The following is a 17,583-nucleotide window of genomic DNA, read 5'->3' on the forward strand; positions in this document are numbered from 1 at the left end:
CGTTAGTGTGGTGACTCTGCCCGGCGCATCTCCTGGGCAGACCGCTATGCCTGGAGGTACCTGCCGTGTTCCTGTCCGTCCTGTCATCAGCCGGAACGGACCCGGACGACAAGACGACGCCGAAGTCCCCGACTCTCGAAGACGCCCAGGAAAGCGCGACGAACGCCGCGAGCTGGGTCGAGCAGAACTGGTCGGCGTGGCTGGGCATCGGGCTGCGCATCCTGCTGATCGTCGCGGTCGCCGTCGTCCTTCGCGTGGTCATCCGGCGCTCCATCACCAAGCTCATAGAGCGCATGAACCGCACGGCACAGTCCGTGAACGGAACGGCGCTCGGCGGTCTCCTCGTGAACGTGGAGCGCCGCCGCCAGCGCTCGCAGGCCATCGGTTCGGTGCTGCGCTCGGTGGCGTCGTTCCTGATCCTCGGCACGGCCGCCCTTATGATCCTGGGCACATTCCAGATCAACCTCGCCCCCCTGCTGGCCTCGGCGGGTGTCGCGGGTGTGGCGATCGGTTTCGGCGCCCGCAACTTGGTCACGGACTTCCTCTCCGGCGTCTTCATGATCCTTGAGGACCAGTACGGCGTGGGCGACTCGATCGACGCGGGCGTCGCGTCGGGCGAGGTGATCGAGGTCGGTCTGCGGGTCACCAAGTTGCGCGGCGACAACGGCGAGATCTGGTACGTCCGCAACGGCGAGGTCAAGCGCATCGGCAACCTCAGCCAGGGCTGGTCCACGGCGGGCGTCGACGTGACGGTCCGCCCGGACGAGGACCTGGAGAAGGTCCAGGCGAAGCTGCTCGAGGTAGGCGAGACCATGGCCAAGGACGAGCCGTGGAACGAGCGCCTGTGGGGCCCGGTCGAGGTGCTCGGCCTGGACAGCGTGCTGCTCGAATCGATGGTCGTACGGGTCTCGGCGAAGACGATGCCGGGCAACGCGCTCGGCGTGGAGCGGGAGCTGCGCTGGCGCATCAAGCGGGCGTTCGACGAGGCGGGCATCCGCATCGTGGGCGGCCTCCCGCTCCAGGCGACGGAGGAGACGGCGGCCGACCCGTCGGCAGGCGTCGCGGCTCCCTCGGCGTACGCCTCCACGACCTCGCCTCAGTCGCTCGCCGCCTCGCCGATAGCCCCGCCCCCGAACCTGTCGAAGTAGCTCCCGCCGAGGGGGTCCACCCCCTCAGGCGCACCCCTTGCAACGCCACGCCCCCGCAGGTAACGACTTGGTTGCCGCGGGGGCGTTCGCTATTGACGGCTCATTCACGCCAGCCTTACGGTCCTCACCAATCGGAAAGTTTCCTAACAGTTAGCGGCCGACCAAAAGTAAGGTGACGTCATGGCAGCAGCGGGCACCACTCCGGGCACCCCGAGCGTCCTGCGCGCCATGAACGACCGGGCCGTTCTCGACCTCCTCGTCGCGCACGGCCCCCTCACCCGCACCCGCATCGGCGAGCTGACCGGGCTCTCCAAGCCCACCACCTCGCAGCTCCTCGGGCGGCTCGAAGCGGCCGGGCTCGTGCACACCACCGGCAGCCTCAGCGGCCGGCCGGGACCCAACGCCCTGCTCTACGAGATCGACCCGGGGGCCGCCCACGTCGCCGCGCTCTCCGCCGACCCCACCGGGATCACCGCGCTCGTCGCCGACATCACCGGCACCGTCCTCGGCCGGGAGCGCGTAGAGGCCGACGCCGTGGCCGAGGACGTGCGCCACCGCACCGCACAGCTCGTCGCGGAGGCCGTCGACGGCGCCCTGCGCCAGGCGGGCCTCGGCCACGACGACCTGCGGGCCGCCGTCATCGGCACCCCCGGCGCCATCGACCCGCAGACCGGCCAGCTCCGCTACGCCCCCCACCTGCCGGGCTGGCACTCCCGCACCCTGCGCGACGACCTCGCCGCCGTCCTCGGCACCCCCGTCGACATCGAGAACGACGTGAATCTGGCCGCCGTCGCCGAGCAGTACGAGGGCGCCGCCCAGGACCACGACAACTACGTACTGACCTGGCTCGACGAAGGCGTCGGCGCCGCCATCGTGCTCGGCGGCACCCTGCTGCGCGGCGCGACCGGCGGCGCGGGCGAGATCGGTTACATGCCGCTCCCGGGCGCCCCGCTGGAGCGCGCGGACTCGGAGAACGGCGGCGGCTTCGAGAGCCTCGTCTCCGCGTACGTCGTGCGCGAACTCACCGGCGGCGGCGCGACGTTGGAGGAGGTCATGGCCGACGACGCCGCGCTCGGCGAGGTCGCGCGGCGTATCGCCACCGGCATCGCCGCCGTCGTCGCCGTCGTCGACCCCGAACTCGTCGTCCTCTCCGGCTCGGTGGCCCAGGCGGGCGGCGACAAGCTGCGCGCCAAGGTCGAGGAGGAGCTGACCGGCCTCGCGCTGCCCCGCCCCCAGATCCGCATCAGCGAACTCGACGGCGACCCCATCCTCACCGGCGCCCTCCGCTCGGCCCTCACCCAGGCCCGCGACCAGGTCTTCGACACAGCCTGATCCCCCTCCCCCGCAAGACCAACTCCCCTCCCCGCAAAGGAAGTCCGCCATGCCGCGATGGCGCATGCCCACCTGCGCGTCCGCGGCGCTCGCCGCAGCCGGCCTCTTGCTCTCCGGCTGCGCCAACCCGAGCGTCGGCAGCGCGAACGACGACCCGACCGAGCCGGTCACCCTGAAGTTCTGGCACGGCTGGTCGACGCCCGGCGAGGTCAAGGCCGTCGACGACAGCATCGCCCGCTTCGAGAAGCTGCACCCGAACATCGACGTGAAGGCCACCGGGAACGTCTCCGACGAGACCATCAACCAGGCCCTGCGGGCGGGCGGTGACAAGGCCCCGGACGTGGTGTCGTCCTTCACCACCAACAACGTGGGCCAGTACTGCGACTCGGGGATGTGGGCGGACCTCGATCCCTTCATGAAGAAGACCGGGCTCGACAAGCACAAGACGTTCCCCAAGACGCTTCTCGACTACACCAGTTACCGCGGCAACCAGTGCGCCCTGCCCCTCCTCGCCGACGCCTTCGGGATGTACTACAACAAGGACGCCTACAAGAAGGCGGGCATCGAGCGGCCTCCGCGCACCATGTCCGAGTTCGAGGAGGTCAGCAAGAAGCTCACCATCCGCAGCGGCAAGAACTCGTACAAGCAGGTCGGGTATCTGCCCAACTTCCGCTTCTACCAGAACAGTCCGGACCGGCTCTTCGCGCAGTGGGGGCCCACGTACTTCGACGCCGAGGGCAACTCACGACTCGCCGACGAGCCCGCCGCGTACGACTTCTTCAAGACCGCACGTCAACTCGCCGCCGAGCAGGGCGGGTTCCGCGACCTGGAGCGGTTCCGGATGACCTTCGGCGACGAGATGTCCAGCCAGAACGCCTTCCTCACCGGCAAGGTCGCCATGCACCTGGACGGTGAGTGGCGCGGTCTGATGCTGGACGAGGCGAAGGCGAAGTTCGACTGGGGCGTGGCCCCGCTGCCCGTGCCCGACGACCAGGCAAAGACGTACGGGCGCGGCTTCATCACCGGCACCGTCGCCGGGATCGCGCACAGCAGCAAGCACCAGAACGCCGCGTGGGAGCTGGTGCGGTTCCTGACCGCGGACACGAAGCAGGTCGTGAACTTCGCGAACGCCATCCACAACGTGCCCTCCACGTTCGCGGCGCTCAAGTCGCCCGATCTGGACGCCGATCCGACCTTCAGGGCCTTCTTCGACATCCTGGAGAACAAGCACAGCAAGGCCCTGCCGCCCTCCGTCAACGGCGGCGCCTACGTCGTCTCGCTCGGTGACTTCGCCTACGGCGTCGAGTCCGGGCGCGTCTCCGACCTGCGCAAGGGCCTGAAGAAGCTCGACGAGCAGATCGACGCCGACACCCTCCAGTCGAAGAGCTGAAGAGCTGAAGAGCCGAGGACCCCTCATGGCAATGTCCCTCTCCAACCCCGCGCGCCGCAGACTGCGCACGCTCGGGTTCCTGTCCCCCTGGCTGGTCGGCTTCAGCGTCTTCTTCGCGTATCCGCTGATCGCCACCGTCTACTTCTCGTTCATGCACTACAACCAGATCAAGGAGCCCACCTTCGTGGGCCTCAGGAACTGGACGTACGTGTTCGAGCAGATGCCCCTGTTCGGCCCTGCCCTGCGGAACACCCTCTGGCTGGTCGTGATCATGGTGGCCCTGCGGGTGGTCTTCGGGCTCTCGCTCGGGCTGCTCATCACGAAGATCAAGACGGGGGCCGGGTTCTTCCGCACCGCCTTCTACATCCCGTATCTCGCCCCGCCGGTGGCCGCCACCGTCGCCTTCGTCTTCCTGCTCAACCCGGGCTCGGGGCCGGTGAACGAGATCCTCGGCGCGGTCGGGATCTCCGGGCCCAACTGGTTCAACGACCCGGACACCGCCAAGCCCTCGCTCGTCCTGCTCTCCCTGTGGGGCATCGGCGACCTGATGGTGATCTTCATGGCGGCGCTGCTCGACGTACCGAAGGAGCAGTACGAGGCCGCGGAGCTCGACGGCGCCGGAGCGTGGTCCAAGTTCCGTTACGTCACCTGGCCCGCGATCACGCCGATCGTGATGTTCGCGGTGGTCACGGGCGTCGTGCAGACCATGCAGTACTACACGCAGGCCCTGGTCGCGGGGAAGGTCGCCTCCGGCGTCAACATCGGGCCCGGGTCCGTCATTCAGCCCGGCTATCCGGACCACTCGACCCTCACGGTCCCCCAGCTCGTCTACCAGATGGGCTTCCAGAACTTCAACACCGGTGCCGCGTGCGTGCTCTCGCTCGTGCTCTTCGCCATCGCCATGGCCGTGACGATGCTCCTGATGCGCAAGCGCTCCGGGCTGCTCTCGGCGGAGGACTGAGGACTTTCGATGACTTCCACGACTCTCACCGCGCCCACGGCGCCCGCCGCCGCCACCTCGAAGCAGCGCGGCCCCGCCGCCGCCCGCGCCCGCCGCAAGCGGATCCTGCACTGGATCGCCGTACACAGTGTCGCCATAGCCGTCGCACTGCTGTTCGTGCTTCCGTTCGTCTTCGTCTTCCTGACGTCGGTGATGAGCGACTCGCAGGCGATGAGCGGCGACCTGTGGCCCAACTCCTGGCACTGGTCGAACTACAAGGCCGTGTTCGAGACGCCGGGCTTCCTCGACTGGTGGCGCAACTCCCTCATGTACGCGGGCCTCGGCACCCTGTTCACCGTCTGCTCGGCGATCCCCGTGGCGTACGCGCTCGCCAAGTTCCGCTTCCGCGGCCGGCGCACCGCGATGCTGCTCGTCATCTCGACGATGATGCTCCCGCCGCAGGTCATCGTGATCCCGATGTATCTGGTCTGGGCGCAGCAGTTCCATCTGTCGGGCACGCTCTGGCCGTTGATCATCCCGATGGCGTTCGGCGACGCGTACTCGATCTTCCTGCTGCGGCAGTTCCTCCTGACCATCCCCAAGGAGTACATCGAGTCGGCGAAGGTCGACGGCTGCGGAGAGTTCCGCACGATGGTCAAGATCGTCGTGCCGATGGCCAAGCCCGGCATCGCCGCCATCGCGCTCTTCCAGTTCTTCTACTGCTGGAACGACTACTTCGGACCGCAGATCTACGCGGCCCAGAACCCCGGCGCCTGGACACTGAGTTACGGCCTCGAATCCTTCAAGAGCGCCCACTCCGTCAACTGGAACATGACCATGGCGGCGACACTGCTCGTCATGGCGCCGGTCATCCTCGTCTTCTTCTTCGCACAAAAGGCCTTCGTCGAAGGCGTCACCCTCACCGGAGTAAAGGGCTGAGAACCGATATGAAGCTCGCAGTGGTCGGCGGAGGGTCGACCTACACACCCGAACTCATCGACGGATTCGCACGGTTGAGGGACACCCTGCCGATCGAGGAGCTCGTCCTCGTCGACCCCGCCGCCGACCGTCTCGAACTCGTCGGGGGCCTGGCGCGGCGCATCTTCGCCAAGCAGGGGCACCCGGGCCGCATCGTCACCACGTCCGACGTGGACGCGGGCGTCGCGGACGCCGACGCGGTCCTGCTCCAGCTGCGCGTCGGCGGGCAGGCGGCCCGCAACCAGGACGAGACATGGCCGCTGGAGTGCGGCTGCGTCGGCCAGGAGACCACCGGCGCGGGCGGCCTCGCCAAGGCCCTGCGCACCGTGCCCGTCGTCCTCGACATCGCCGAGCGCGTACGGCGTACGAACCCGAACGCCTGGATCATCGACTTCACCAACCCCGTGGGCATCGTGACCCGGGCCCTGCTCCAGGCGGGCCACAAGGCCGTCGGCCTGTGCAACGTGGCGATCGGCTTCCAGCGGAAGTTCGCCAGGCTGCTCGACGTCGCGCCGGGCGAGGTCCATCTGGATCACGTGGGGCTCAATCACCTCACCTGGGAGACGGGCGTACGTCTCGGGGGCCCGGACGGCGAGGACATCCTGCCCAAGCTGCTCGCCGAGCACGGGGACGCGGTCGCCGAGGACCTGCGCATGCCCCGCGCCATCGTGGACCGGCTCGGCGTCGTGCCCTCGTACTACCTGCGCTACTTCTACCAGCACGACGCGGTGGTCGACGAGCTGCGGACCAAGCCCTCGCGCGCCGCCGAAGTGGCCGAGATGGAGCGCGAGTTGCTCACGATGTACGGCGACCCGACGCTCGACGAGAAGCCGGAGCTGCTCGCCAAGCGCGGCGGCGCCTTCTACTCGGAGGCGGCCGTGGACCTGGCGGCCTCGCTGCTCGGCAACGGCGGCAGCCCCTGCCAGGTGGTGAACACCGTCAACAACGGCACGCTGCCGTTCCTGCCGGACGACGCGGTCATCGAGGTGCAGGCCACGGTCGACGGCAAGGGCGCCAAGCCCCTGGCCGTGCCGAGGCTCGACCCGCTGTTCGCGGGGCTCGTCGCGAACGTCACCGGCTACGAGGACCTGGCGCTCCAGGCCGCGCTGCACGGCGGCCGCGACCGCGTCTTCAAGGCGCTGCTCGCCCACCCGCTGGTCGGCCAGTACGCGTACGCGGAAGCGCTCACCGACAGCCTCATCGCGCACAACCGGGAGCACCTGGCGTGGGCGTAGGCATGAGCGTGCTCGCGATCGACGCGGGCAACAGCAAGACCGACGTCGCGGTGATCGCGGCCGACGGCACCGTCGTCGGCACGGCCCGCGGCGGCGGGTTCCAGCCGCCCCAGGTCGGCGTCGAGGCCGCGGTGGACATCCTTCAGGAGGCGGTGACGCGGGCCCTGGCCGAGGCGGGCACCGCCTCCGTCGGGCATGTGTCCGCCTGCCTCGCCAACGCCGACCTCCCCGTGGAGGAAAGGGAGTTGGCCCTGGCCCTGCGGCGGCGCGCGTGGGGCCCTTCGGTCGACGTGCGCAACGACACCTTCGCCATCCTGCGGGCCGGGCTCCTGGAGGACGCCGAGCCGCGGGGCGTCGCCGTGGTGTGCGGGGCGGGCATCAACTGCGTCGGGATGCTGCCGGACGGGCGCACCGCGCGCTTCCCCGCCATCGGCCGGATCTCCGGCGACTGGGGCGGCGGTGGCGGCCTCGCCGAGGAGGCGCTCTGGTACGCGGCGCGGGCCGAGGACGGCCGCGGCGAGCCGACCGCGCTGCGCGAGACGCTGCCCGCGCACTTCGGCCTGCCCTCCATGTACGCGCTGATCGAGGCGCTCCACCTGGGTTCCGTCGCCCCGGTACGGCGGCACGAGCTGACGCCGGTGCTCTTCGCCACGGCGGCGGAGGGCGACGCCGTGGCGCGCTCCCTGGTGGACCGGATGGCCGAGGAGGTCGTCGCCATGTCGACCGTGGCCCTGGACCGCCTCGGCCTGCTCGGCGAGGAGACCCCGGTGCTGCTCGGCGGCAGCGTCCTCGCCGCCCGCCACCCGCAACTGGACGACCGTGTCCGGGCCTTGCTGGCCGAGCGGGCGCCCAAGGCGGTGGCCAGGGTGGTCGTCGCCCGTCCCGTGCTCGGCGCGGCGCTGCTCGGCCTGGACCAGGTGGGGGCGCCGACCGAGGTGCACGCGCGCGTGCGGGCCCACTACGAGAGTGGCGTGGGAGCCTGAAGCGGCTGAGTTCATCGGCCCGGGAGGGAACCGATCCGTACTGAATCGCGTATTCAAGGGCAGGGGTGGTGTGCGATCTTCGCTTGACCCGGACAGGTTTCGCTTGATCCGGGCGGGCTTCGCATGATCCGCACAGGTCTCCGGGCGCAGTGATCAGCACAAGATCCAGTCAAGACCTGTGCGGATGTCGGTCCCTGCGGCGATACTTGCCGCCGTGCACTTCTTCCCGCACCGCGCACGCCGGGCGGAAGTGAACGTCCGATGACCAAGGGGGAGGTCGAGGTCGAGGTGACATACCCGCCGAACGGCAGCGCCGCGCCGCCGGGACAGGCCGCGCCGACGATGCCCGTCGTGCCGCCGCAGGCAGGACCGGACTCCGCGGCATCCGCACAGGCCGCGCAGGCCGTGCAGAGCGCGCCGCGCCGCCGCCCCGCGTGGATCGAGGGCCGGGACCGGCTGCGCGCCGCGGCGACGACGGAGCCGGGCAGGCTGCGGATCATCGGCGCCGTCCTCGCGCTGCTCGTCGTGGCGTTCGGCGCGGTCACCACCTGGCAGATGTCCGACCGTTCGGCCGCCGCCGACAGCGTCCTGAACCGCAGCCAGCCGCTGAGCGACGACGCGGCGGCCATCTACCGCTCCCTCGCGGACGCCAACACGGCCGCGTCCAGCGGCTTCCTGGCAGGCGGTCAGGAACCGGCCGACGTACGCGACCGGTACAAGGCCGACATCGACCGGGCCTCCGAGAAGCTGGCGAACGCCGCGTCGAACGCGGGCTCGGGCTCGTCGGCCGCGGCATCGGTCAGCAAGCTGAACAAGCTGCTCCCGGAGTACACCGGCCTGATCGAGCGCGCCCGCGCGAACAACCGCCAGGGCCTGCCCCTGGGCGGCGCCTATCTGCGGTACGCGAACGACAAGATGCAGACCCAGATGCTCCCGGCCGCCGAGGAGCTCTACACCGTGGAGAAGGAGCGGCTGAACAGGGACTACGACGACGCGAAGCCGTATCCCTGGTTCGCCATCGCCCTGGGGCTTCTCGCGCTCGGCGCCTTGTTCTGGGCCCAGCGCCGCAACTACCGTCGCACGAACCGGGTGTTCAACCACGGCATGGTCGCCGCGACCGCCGCGTCCACGGTCGTCCTGCTCTGGCTGGTCGCCGGGCACACCTTCGCGCGCTCGGGGCTGAGCGACTCGTACGACCACGGCGTGAAGTCCCTGAACGTCCTGAACGACGCCCGCATCAGCTCGCTCAAGGCCCGCAGCAACGAAAACCTCACACTGGTCAGCCGCGGCGCGGAGACCGTCGAGGTGGGCGCTGAGAAGGAGATCAAGGACAAGTTCGACGTCGCCTACCAGGAGCAGATGAAGGACCTGAGCGGCGCCGGCGGGCTGCTCGCCCGGGCCGCGGCCATCGCCGACGACTCCGCGGGCAAGAACCCCGTGGAGGCCGCCGTGAAGAACGTGTCGGTCTGGAAGGACCGCCACAAGACCGCACGGGACAGCGACGACGCGGGTGACTACAAGGGCGCGCTCGCCAAGGTCGTCGGCGACAAGAGCGACGAGCCCACCGGCGAGTGCTTCGACAATGTCGACGACGCGCTCGACGACGCGCTGAAGCACGAGCGAGGCGAGTTCGAGCAGGCGGCCAAGGACGGCAAGGGCGCGATGAGCGGGCTCCCGGTGGGCGCCGCCGTGCTCGCCGTGCTCGCCGCCGCGGGCGCCGTGCTCGGCATCGGGCGCAGGCTGTCGGAGTACAGGTGAGAGGGGGCGAGCGGACGATGCGTACGCGAGGACTGGCGAGGATGCGCGGCTGGGGTGGAGCTGCCGCCATGGCGGTGGCCTGCGCGCTCACGGGCTCCCTCGTGCTCGTACTGCCGGAGGCCGGCAGCGCGGTCAAGTCCGACAAGGGCGAGGGCCGGGTGTCCCAGGATTCCGCGGCGGCAGCGCCCGCGCGCGCCGAGGAGTGCGAGACCCCGGAGGAGAGCCTCTCGCCGGACGACAAGGACGGCCCGACGATCGAGGCCATCCGCGCACGCCCGGTCAAGAAGCTCATCGTCGGCGTCGACCAGAACAGCTACCGCTGGGGCTATCGCGACCCGAACAAGAAGACGGCGACGCTCGAAGGCTTCGACATCGACCTCGCGCACAAGATCGCCGAGGAGATCCTCGGCGACCGCGACGCCGTGCTCTTCCGCGCCATCCCCACCAACCAGCGCGTCAAGGCGATACAGAGCGGCCAGGTCGACATGGTCGTGCGGACCATGACGATCACCTGCGAGCGCGAGAAGGACGTCTCCTTCTCCACCGCCTACTTCAAGACCGGCCAGCAGGTGCTCGCCCCCAAGTCCTCGGACATCACCGGGTTCGACGACTCCCTGGACGGCAAGAAGGTCTGCTCCGCGAAGGGTTCCACGGCCCTCACCAAGCTGGAGGAGCTCAAGAAGAAGGGCCTCGATGCCGACATCGGGACTACGGTCCCGAACCAACTCGACTGCCTGGTAAGGCTCCAGCTCGGTGAGGTCGACGCGGTCGTGACCGACAGCGCGCTCGCCGCGAGCCAGGCCGCGCAGGACCCGACGGTCGAGCTCAAGGGCGACGCGCCGCTCAACACGGAGTACTACGGCGTGGCGATGAAGAAGCCGGCGAAGGGCGAGGACGACCTGGTGCGGCGGGTCAACCAAGTCCTCGAGGACTACCGCAAGAGCGGCTGGCAGAAGAGCTACGACCACTGGCTGAAGCCGGGCCTCGGCGAATCGGCGGGACCGCCCGCACCGAAGTACAGCGACTGAGCCGGACGTGCACAGCAACGCAGAGCGGAGAGGTGATCGATGAGCGTCGCGGGACCCCCCGGTCCTGTGATGGACCGGGACGAGGTGGACCGTGCGCTGGCGCGGCTCGACGCCGAGCACGAGGCGATCGAGACCTCGCTCCTCGCCCTTCAGGATCACGCGGGCCGCCGACTCCTCGAAGGTGCCGGTCTCACCGGCACCACGCAGGAGCGCTGGCAGTCCACCGAGCAGCAGATCACCCTCCTGTGGGCGTACTTCGACGCGTACGCCGCCGCCCTGCGCGCGGCGCACGAGGTCCGGGCCCGCAGACGCTGGCCCAACAGGGACGACCTGGTGGAGCTGACCGAGCTGCTGCGCGGTGAGAGCGTCACCGTCGCCGGCGGCGCCGCCCCCGCGCCGTCGGCCTCGATCACAGGACCCGCCAAGCTGACCGAGCGCTTCACTCTCATCGAACTCGTCTCGCGGATGAACGACCTGTACGCGCACTCGCTCGACATGGTCGTCGCCGCCGACGCGGTCTGGTCCGCGCTGCCCGCCCGGATCGACCTCCTGTCGGCCGAACTCCAGCGCACCCGCCAGCTCGCCCACTCCGTGGGAGTACGTCCCGGTGAGCACCCCGCGGGCGACGACCTGGAGCGGATCACGGCGGAGCTGACGCTGCTGCGCGAGCAGGTGATCTCCGATCCGCTGGCCTTCTGGCAGCCCGCGCAGGGCAGTTCGGCCCCCGGCGGCGGCCGTCCGCACACCGAGCGGTACGACCGCGAGGCCCGCGCCCTGGAGGACGTACGCCGTGAGATCGACGCGGTGCTCACCGTCCGGCAGGACGCGGAGCTGCGCCTCGGCAGGCTCCGTGACGTGCTCTCGCGCGCGGACCGCACGCTGGCCGAGGCCCGCTCCGCGCGCGGCGAGGTCCTCGCCAAGATCGCCGCGTCCGAGGTGCCCGCCGTCAGCGGCCCCTCCACGGCGCTGCAGGAGCAGCTCGCGATGGCGTCCGACTACCGCAGGCACGCCCAGTGGCACCGCCTGTCCCCTCTCCTGGAGTCCCTGGAGGAGAAGGCCGAGGACGAACTCCTGCGCGCCCGCGAGTCGTTGACGGCCGTCACCCAGCCCCTCGCGGTCCGCGCGGAGCTGCGCGGCCGCCTGGACGCGTACAAGGCGAAGGTCGCCCGTCTCGGTCACGCGGAGGACCCGCTCCTGATCGAGCGGTACGACGCGGCGCGCCGGATGCTGTGGAGCGCGCCCTGCGATCTGCGCGTCGCCGAACAGGCGGTGCTTCGTTATCAGCAGGCGGCCGCCGAAGTCCTTGCATCGAGGGTCCCGCAACAGGGCGGTCCCACCGACCGGAGGGGGGAAGCATGAGTGAGCAGCGGAAGTGCCAGCGACCCGGATGCACAGGGTCGTACGAGGACGTGGGCGGCGGCGAGCTGTACTGCGACACCTGCGGCCTGGCCCCGGTCGTCTCGCCGACGGGCATGGTGTCCTCTCCCCCGACCGGCATCACCGGCGGCGGCAAGGGATCGGGCAGCAGCAGCTCCCGGTCCAGTTCGCGCGCGTCGTCACGCTCGTCGCGGTCCCAGTCCTCGCGCAGGTCGGTGTCGGGGCGGCTCTCGCGCTCGCTGTCCGGCAGCTCGACATCCCGCTCGGTCTCAGTGCGCAGCTCCGGCTCCGGGGCGGGTACGTCAGCCCGCAGCAGGCTGGGCATCGGCCTGGTGCAGGTGCCCGAGGTGCCGCGCCCCGATCCTCGCCAGGCGGTGCAGGAGAACCCCGAGGTTCCCGAGCGGAAGCGGTTCTGCTCGCGCTCCGACTGCGGGGCGCCGGTGGGCCGCGCGCGCGGGGACAGGCCCGGCCGCACCGAGGGGTTCTGCACGAAGTGCGGCCACCCGTACTCGTTCGTGCCGAAGCTGAACGCGGGCGACATCGTGCACGGGCAGTACGAGGTCGTGGGCTGTCTGGCGCACGGCGGGCTCGGCTGGGTGTATCTCGCCGTCGACCGCGCGGTGTCCGACCGCTGGGTGGTCCTCAAGGGTCTGCTCGACACGGGCGACCAGGACGCGATGGCCGCCGCGATCTCCGAGCGCCGCTTCCTCGCCGAGATCGAGCACAGCAACATCGTGCGGATCTACAACTTCGTCGAGCACCTCGACCAGCGCACGGGCTCCATGGACGGCTACATCGTCATGGAGTACGTCGGCGGCAAGTCCCTCAAGGAGATCGCCAACGAACGCCGCACGGCGCAGGGCAAGCGCGATCCGCTGCCCGTGGAGCAGGCGTGCGCGTTCGGCATCGAGGCCCTTGAGGCCCTCGGGCATCTGCACAGCCGCAATCTCCTGTACTGCGACTTCAAGGTCGACAACGCGATCCAGACCGAGGACCAGCTCAAGCTGATCGACATGGGCGCGGTCCGCCGCATGGACGACGACGAGTCCGCGATCTATGGAACGGTCGGCTATCAGGGCCCCGAAGTCGCCGAGCTGGGCCCGTCGGTGGCCTCCGACCTCTACACGGTGGCGCGCACCCTGGCCGTGCTCACCTTCGACTTCCAGGGCTACACGAACGTCTTCGTGGACTCCCTGCCGGACCCCGACAACATCGAGGTCTTCCGTACGTACGAGTCGTTCTACCGCCTGTTGGTGCGCGCGACCGACCCGGACCCGGCCCGCAGGTTCGCCTCGGCGCAGGAGATGGCGGAGCAGCTCACGGGTGTCCTGCGGGAGGTCGTGGCCCTCCAGACGGGGCGTCCGCGCCCCGCGCTCTCCACCCTCTTCGGTCCCGAAGTGAAGGTCACGGACACGGAGCTGTTCGCCGAACTTACGGGGGATGTCTCGCAGTTCGGGGTACGGGTGCTGCCCGCGGGGCGGCGCGGGGCCCGCGCCGAGCTGACGGCGGGCGACAGCAACGGCAACGGCATCCCGGCGATCACCGCGCCGCCCGTGCCTCCGGCCGCCCCGCCGGCCCGGATCGTCCGGCCGCTGGACGCCCCCGCGACGGCCCTCGCGCTGCCGGTGCCGCGCGTCGACCCGAACGACCCGAACGCCGGGTTCCTGGCCGGGCTCATGGCCTCCGCGCCCGCCGAGCTGATCACCGCGCTGCGGGCCGCGCCCACCGACTCTGTGGAGCTGCGGCTTCGCGGGCTCCGGGCCCGCCTCGCCATGGGTGAACTGGAGCCCGCCGCCCAGGCGTTGACCGAGCTGGAGATACAGCATCCGGACGACTGGCGGGTGGTCTGGTACCGCGGCGTCGCCTCGCTGGCGACCGGCGATCACGAGAACGCGGCGCTGTCCTTCGACGCCGTGTACGACGCGTTCCCCGGCGAGCCCGCGCCCAAGCTGGCCCTCGGCGTCTGCGCGGAGGTCCTTGAGCAACTGGACAACGCGGCCGAGTACTACCGCCTGGTGTGGGCCACCGACCCGAGCTACGTCAGCGCGGCGTTCGGCCTGGCCCGCGTGCAGCTCGCATCGGGCGACCGGCGCGGCGCCGTGCACACCCTGGAGTCGGTACCCGAGGCCTCGATCCACTACACGGCGGCCCGCGTCGCGGCGGTGCGGGCGAGGCTGCGCCACCGTATGACGTTGGACACCGCGCCGTCGCCCGGCGGCCCCTTGTCCGACTTCCTCGGCGACCTGACGGCGGCGGCGGGCCAGGTGGAGGCCCTCGCGGGCTTCGGCCTCGACGCGGTGCGCCGCGAGCGACTCTCCACCGAGGTCCTTGGCACCGCGTTGGACTGGGTACTCTCCGGTAGGCATCCTGGTCACGCCACCGCCCCGCCGGCAGCACCCGCTGCACCGGCAGGCGGCTCGCGGACCGTGCTGCTCGGCAGCGACCTGGACGAGCGGGGCCTCCGGTTCGGCCTCGAGCGCTCGTACCGAACGCTCGCCCGGCTCGCACAGGGTGGCCAGGAGAGGATCGAACTGGTGGAGCGGGCCAACCGTTTCCGCCCTCGGACGTGGGTGTGAAGATGTCGCAGATGCACCAGCAGACTGCCGGGGCAGGTTCCACGTGCCCCGGCTGCGAAGAGCCGCTGGAATCGGGTGACCTGTTCTGCGGCGCGTGCGGGTACGACCTGTCGGCGCAGCCGGCCGGGTCGGACGACCGCCCCACCGTCGCGATGAACGGCTCGTCGTCGGCGCCACCGCCGGATGCGTCGTCGCAGTGGCCCATCGCCCCGGACGTGGACAGCTCCGACATGCCGGTGCCCGCGCACCTGCCCACCGACCTGCCGGTCACGGAGTCGTCGGGCGGCGAGCTCTCCCCGAACGCGGGGGACGTACGGACCGACGCCCCCGTCGCGCAGCCCGCCGAGCCGGACGAGTACCCCCTGCCCGCCCCCGGCGCCCCGCCGGAGCTCGCGGACCCCAGGACGGTCGCGCCACCCGACCCGACGCCGCCCGCGGGCACCAAGCTCTGCGTGGCGTGCCGTTCGGGCCGCGTGGACCCGGACGGCTACTGCGAGAACTGCGGGCACGCACAGCCGCGCGAGCGCGACCACATGGAGCAGGAGCTCGACGCGGTCGCCGCGGTCAGCGACCGGGGCCTGCGCCATCACCGTAACGAGGACGCGTTCGCCATCTCGTCGGCCGCGCTGCCGGACGGCTCCCCCGCCGTCGTCGCGATCGTCTGTGACGGCGTCTCGTCCGCGACCCGCCCCGACGAGGCCTCGCTCGCCGCGTCGCGCGCGGCCAACGAGTCGCTCCTGTCCGCCCTGCCGCGCGGCACGCACCCGCAGCAGGCCATGCACGACGCGATCCTGGCGGCGGCCGACGCCGTCAACGCCCTTGCCTCGGAGCCCACTCAGGCCAGGGAGCACTCCCCGCACCAGAACGCGCCCGCGTGCACGCTCGTCGGCTCGATCGTCGCCGGTGGCCTCCTGGTCGTCGGCTGGGTCGGCGACAGCCGTGCCTACTGGGTCCCCGACGACCGCAGCGGCCCGACGGTCCGGCTCACCGAGGACGACTCGTGGGCCGCGCAGATGGTGGCCGCGGGCCTGATGAACGAGGCGGAGGCGTACGCCGACGAGCGCGCCCACGCCATCACGGGCTGGCTCGGCGCCGACGCGTACGAACTGGAGCCGCACACCGCTTCCTTCAAGCCGGACCGTGCGGGTGTAGTGGTGGTGTGCACCGACGGGCTCTGGAACTACGCGGAGGCGGTGGAGGAAATGGCGCGCGCCGTGCCCGTCGACTCCGCCCTGCGCCCGCTGCACAGCGCCCAGGTGCTGGTCGGCCACGCGCTGGACGGCGGTGGCCACGACAACGTAACAGTGGCGATTCTGCCGTTCCGTCTCGTGCCGCAAGGGGCAGGATCGGCCTAGCGGAGGCTCCCTCAACGGGGCGCCTGCCACGCGCACTTGTCACCCACCGGCTTGGGGAAGCCGGTGGGAACGTCTAGGGGGAGCAGGGATCCATGGCCAATTTCTCGAAGTCGAACGTGCCGCAGTTCTCGGTCGACGTGTACCAGAACGAGTACCTCCCGGAGGGCGGCCGCGAGGTCAACGCGATCGCCACGGTCACCTCGACCGGCGGCGGCACGGTGGGGGCCGCGGTGAGCGCCCCGCACCTCTACTCGGCGGGGCAGACCCCGGACGCGGCCGTGGCGATCATGGTCGACTGTTCAGGATCGATGGACTATCCGCCGACGAAGATGCGCGGCGCCCGTGACGCCACGGCCGCCGCCATCGACGCCGTACGTGACGGAGTCCACTTCGCGGTGATCGGCGGCACCCATGTCGCCAAGGAGGTCTATCCGGGAGACGGCCGCCTCGCGGTCGCCGACTCACGGACCCGGGAGCAGGCCAAGCAGGCGCTGCGCAAGCTCAGCGCGGGCGGCGGCACGGCGATCGGCACCTGGCTGCGCCTGGCCGACCGGCTCCTGGCCTCGGCCGATGTCTCGATACGGCACGGAATCGTGCTGACAGACGGCCGCAATGAACACGAGTCACCCGAGGATCTGCAGGCCTCAGTCGACGCCTGCGCGGGCCGCTTCACCTGCGACGCCCGCGGTGTCGGCACCGACTGGGAGGTCAAGGAGGTCACCGGCATCGCCTCGGCGCTCCTCGGCACCGCCGACATCGTCGCCGACCCCTCGGGGCTCTCCGCCGACTTCACGCAGATGATGGAGGCGGCGATGGGCAAGGAGGTCGCCGACGTCAGCCTGCGGCTGTGGACGCCGCTGGGCGCGGAGATCAAGTTCGTCAAGCAAGTGGCGCCCACGGTTGAGGAGTTGACCGACCGTCGTACGGAGGCGGGACCGCGCGCCGGTGACTATCCCACCGGGTCCTGGGGCGACGAGTCCCGCGACTACCACATCTGTGTCGAGGTGCCGAACGCCGAGCTCGGCCAGGAGATGCTCGCGGCCCGTGTCTCGCTGATCGTGCCGCAGCCGGACGGCAGTGCCCAGACGCTCTCGCAGGGCCTGGTGCGGGCCGTGTGGACGGATGACATGTCCGCTTCGACGTCGATCAATCCGCAGGTGGCGCACTACACGGGCCAGGCGGAACTGGCCCAGGTGATCCAGCAGGGTCTCGATGCGCGCAAGTCGGGAGATATGGACGGAGCAACGGCCAAACTGGGCCGTGCCGTTCAGCTCGCCAGCGCCTCTGGCAACGAGGACACCGCGAAGCTGCTTTCGAAGGTGGTCGACGTGGTCGACGCCGTGGCAGGTACTGTTCGATTGAAGGCGAGGGTTGCCGAGGCCGACGAGATGACTCTCGAGACGCGGTCCACGAAGACTGTTCGCGTGAAGAAGTAGCACCACGCATACTCATCAGTAGCGGCCCTTGGGCCGGAGAAGGAGAG

At 70.5% G+C, this 17,583-nt stretch carries 13 protein-coding genes; all 13 read left to right on the forward strand.

The features are described from left to right. Window positions 1-65 precede the first annotated feature (65 nt). Complete coding sequence (locus tag ACWGI2_RS13600) at window positions 66-1,148, forward strand: mechanosensitive ion channel family protein (protein WP_453695369.1); 1,083 nt, start codon at window positions 66-68, stop codon at window positions 1,146-1,148. A 180-nt stretch (window positions 1,149-1,328) separates the two neighbouring features. After that, window positions 1,329-2,480 (forward strand): ROK family transcriptional regulator, encoded by a 1,152-nt coding sequence (locus tag ACWGI2_RS13605; protein ID WP_453695371.1) that lies wholly within the window; start codon window positions 1,329-1,331, stop codon window positions 2,478-2,480. A 49-nt stretch (window positions 2,481-2,529) separates the two neighbouring features. Next, window positions 2,530-3,870, forward strand: a complete 1,341-nt coding sequence (locus tag ACWGI2_RS13610; protein ID WP_453695373.1) for an ABC transporter substrate-binding protein — start codon at window positions 2,530-2,532, stop codon at window positions 3,868-3,870. 25 nt (window positions 3,871-3,895) lie between these two features. Then, window positions 3,896-4,831 carry a carbohydrate ABC transporter permease gene (locus ACWGI2_RS13615; RefSeq protein WP_453695375.1) on the forward strand — a complete coding sequence of 312 codons (936 nt, stop codon included), beginning with the start codon at window positions 3,896-3,898 and terminating at the stop codon, window positions 4,829-4,831. Between the two features lie 9 nt (window positions 4,832-4,840). After that, the gene (locus tag ACWGI2_RS13620) at window positions 4,841-5,749 is read left to right on the forward strand and encodes a carbohydrate ABC transporter permease (protein ID WP_453695377.1); all 909 of its coding nucleotides are present in this window, start codon (window positions 4,841-4,843) and stop codon (window positions 5,747-5,749) included. An 8-nt stretch (window positions 5,750-5,757) separates the two neighbouring features. Then, entirely contained in the window at window positions 5,758-7,023 is a 1,266-nt protein-coding gene (locus ACWGI2_RS13625; protein WP_453695378.1) for a 6-phospho-beta-glucosidase, read from the forward strand. Window positions 7,024-7,025: 2 nt separating this feature from the next. After that, window positions 7,026-8,006, forward strand: a complete 981-nt coding sequence (locus tag ACWGI2_RS13630) for an N-acetylglucosamine kinase (protein WP_453695751.1) — start codon at window positions 7,026-7,028, stop codon at window positions 8,004-8,006. 288 nt (window positions 8,007-8,294) lie between these two features. Continuing rightward, window positions 8,295-9,764, forward strand: coding sequence for a hypothetical protein (locus ACWGI2_RS13635; RefSeq protein ID WP_453395912.1), 1,470 nt, complete (start codon window positions 8,295-8,297; stop codon window positions 9,762-9,764). Between the two features lie 17 nt (window positions 9,765-9,781). Then, entirely contained in the window at window positions 9,782-10,792 is a 1,011-nt protein-coding gene (locus ACWGI2_RS13640; RefSeq protein WP_453395592.1) for a glutamate ABC transporter substrate-binding protein, read from the forward strand. 39 nt (window positions 10,793-10,831) lie between these two features. Then, complete coding sequence (locus ACWGI2_RS13645; protein ID WP_453395593.1) at window positions 10,832-12,151, forward strand: hypothetical protein; 1,320 nt, start codon at window positions 10,832-10,834, stop codon at window positions 12,149-12,151. Continuing rightward, window positions 12,148-14,745 carry a tetratricopeptide repeat protein gene (locus ACWGI2_RS13650; protein ID WP_453695380.1) on the forward strand — a complete coding sequence of 866 codons (2,598 nt, stop codon included), beginning with the start codon at window positions 12,148-12,150 and terminating at the stop codon, window positions 14,743-14,745. Before ACWGI2_RS13645 ends, ACWGI2_RS13650 begins: the two co-directional genes overlap by 4 nt. A 2-nt stretch (window positions 14,746-14,747) precedes the next feature. After that, the gene (locus ACWGI2_RS13655; protein WP_453695382.1) at window positions 14,748-16,100 is read left to right on the forward strand and encodes a protein phosphatase 2C domain-containing protein; all 1,353 of its coding nucleotides are present in this window, start codon (window positions 14,748-14,750) and stop codon (window positions 16,098-16,100) included. A 92-nt stretch (window positions 16,101-16,192) separates the two neighbouring features. Continuing rightward, window positions 16,193-17,536: a VWA domain-containing protein gene (locus ACWGI2_RS13660; protein WP_453695384.1), complete on the forward strand. Its 1,344-nt coding sequence runs from the start codon at window positions 16,193-16,195 to the stop codon at window positions 17,534-17,536. Window positions 17,537-17,583 lie beyond the last annotated feature (47 nt).

This window comes from Streptomyces sp. NPDC054866, assembly GCF_053610745.1.

What these genes read in the sequence shown, in the direction of transcription:
- ACWGI2_RS13605 (WP_453695371.1), top strand. Translation starts at nt 1,329, where the DNA reads ATGGCAGCAGCGGGCACCACTCCGGGCACCCCGAGCGTCCTGCGCGCC.
- ACWGI2_RS13610 (WP_453695373.1), top strand. Translation starts at nt 2,530, where the DNA reads ATGCCGCGATGGCGCATGCCCACCTGCGCGTCCGCGGCGCTCGCCGCA.
- ACWGI2_RS13615 (WP_453695375.1), top strand. Translation starts at nt 3,896, where the DNA reads ATGGCAATGTCCCTCTCCAACCCCGCGCGCCGCAGACTGCGCACGCTC.
- ACWGI2_RS13620 (WP_453695377.1), top strand. Translation starts at nt 4,841, where the DNA reads ATGACTTCCACGACTCTCACCGCGCCCACGGCGCCCGCCGCCGCCACC.
- ACWGI2_RS13625 (WP_453695378.1), top strand. Translation starts at nt 5,758, where the DNA reads ATGAAGCTCGCAGTGGTCGGCGGAGGGTCGACCTACACACCCGAACTC.
- ACWGI2_RS13630 (WP_453695751.1), top strand. Translation starts at nt 7,026, where the DNA reads ATGAGCGTGCTCGCGATCGACGCGGGCAACAGCAAGACCGACGTCGCG.
- ACWGI2_RS13640 (WP_453395592.1), top strand. Translation starts at nt 9,782, where the DNA reads ATGCGTACGCGAGGACTGGCGAGGATGCGCGGCTGGGGTGGAGCTGCC.
- ACWGI2_RS13645 (WP_453395593.1), top strand. Translation starts at nt 10,832, where the DNA reads ATGAGCGTCGCGGGACCCCCCGGTCCTGTGATGGACCGGGACGAGGTG.
- ACWGI2_RS13650 (WP_453695380.1), top strand. Translation starts at nt 12,148, where the DNA reads ATGAGTGAGCAGCGGAAGTGCCAGCGACCCGGATGCACAGGGTCGTAC.
- ACWGI2_RS13655 (WP_453695382.1), top strand. Translation starts at nt 14,748, where the DNA reads ATGTCGCAGATGCACCAGCAGACTGCCGGGGCAGGTTCCACGTGCCCC.
- ACWGI2_RS13660 (WP_453695384.1), top strand. Translation starts at nt 16,193, where the DNA reads ATGGCCAATTTCTCGAAGTCGAACGTGCCGCAGTTCTCGGTCGACGTG.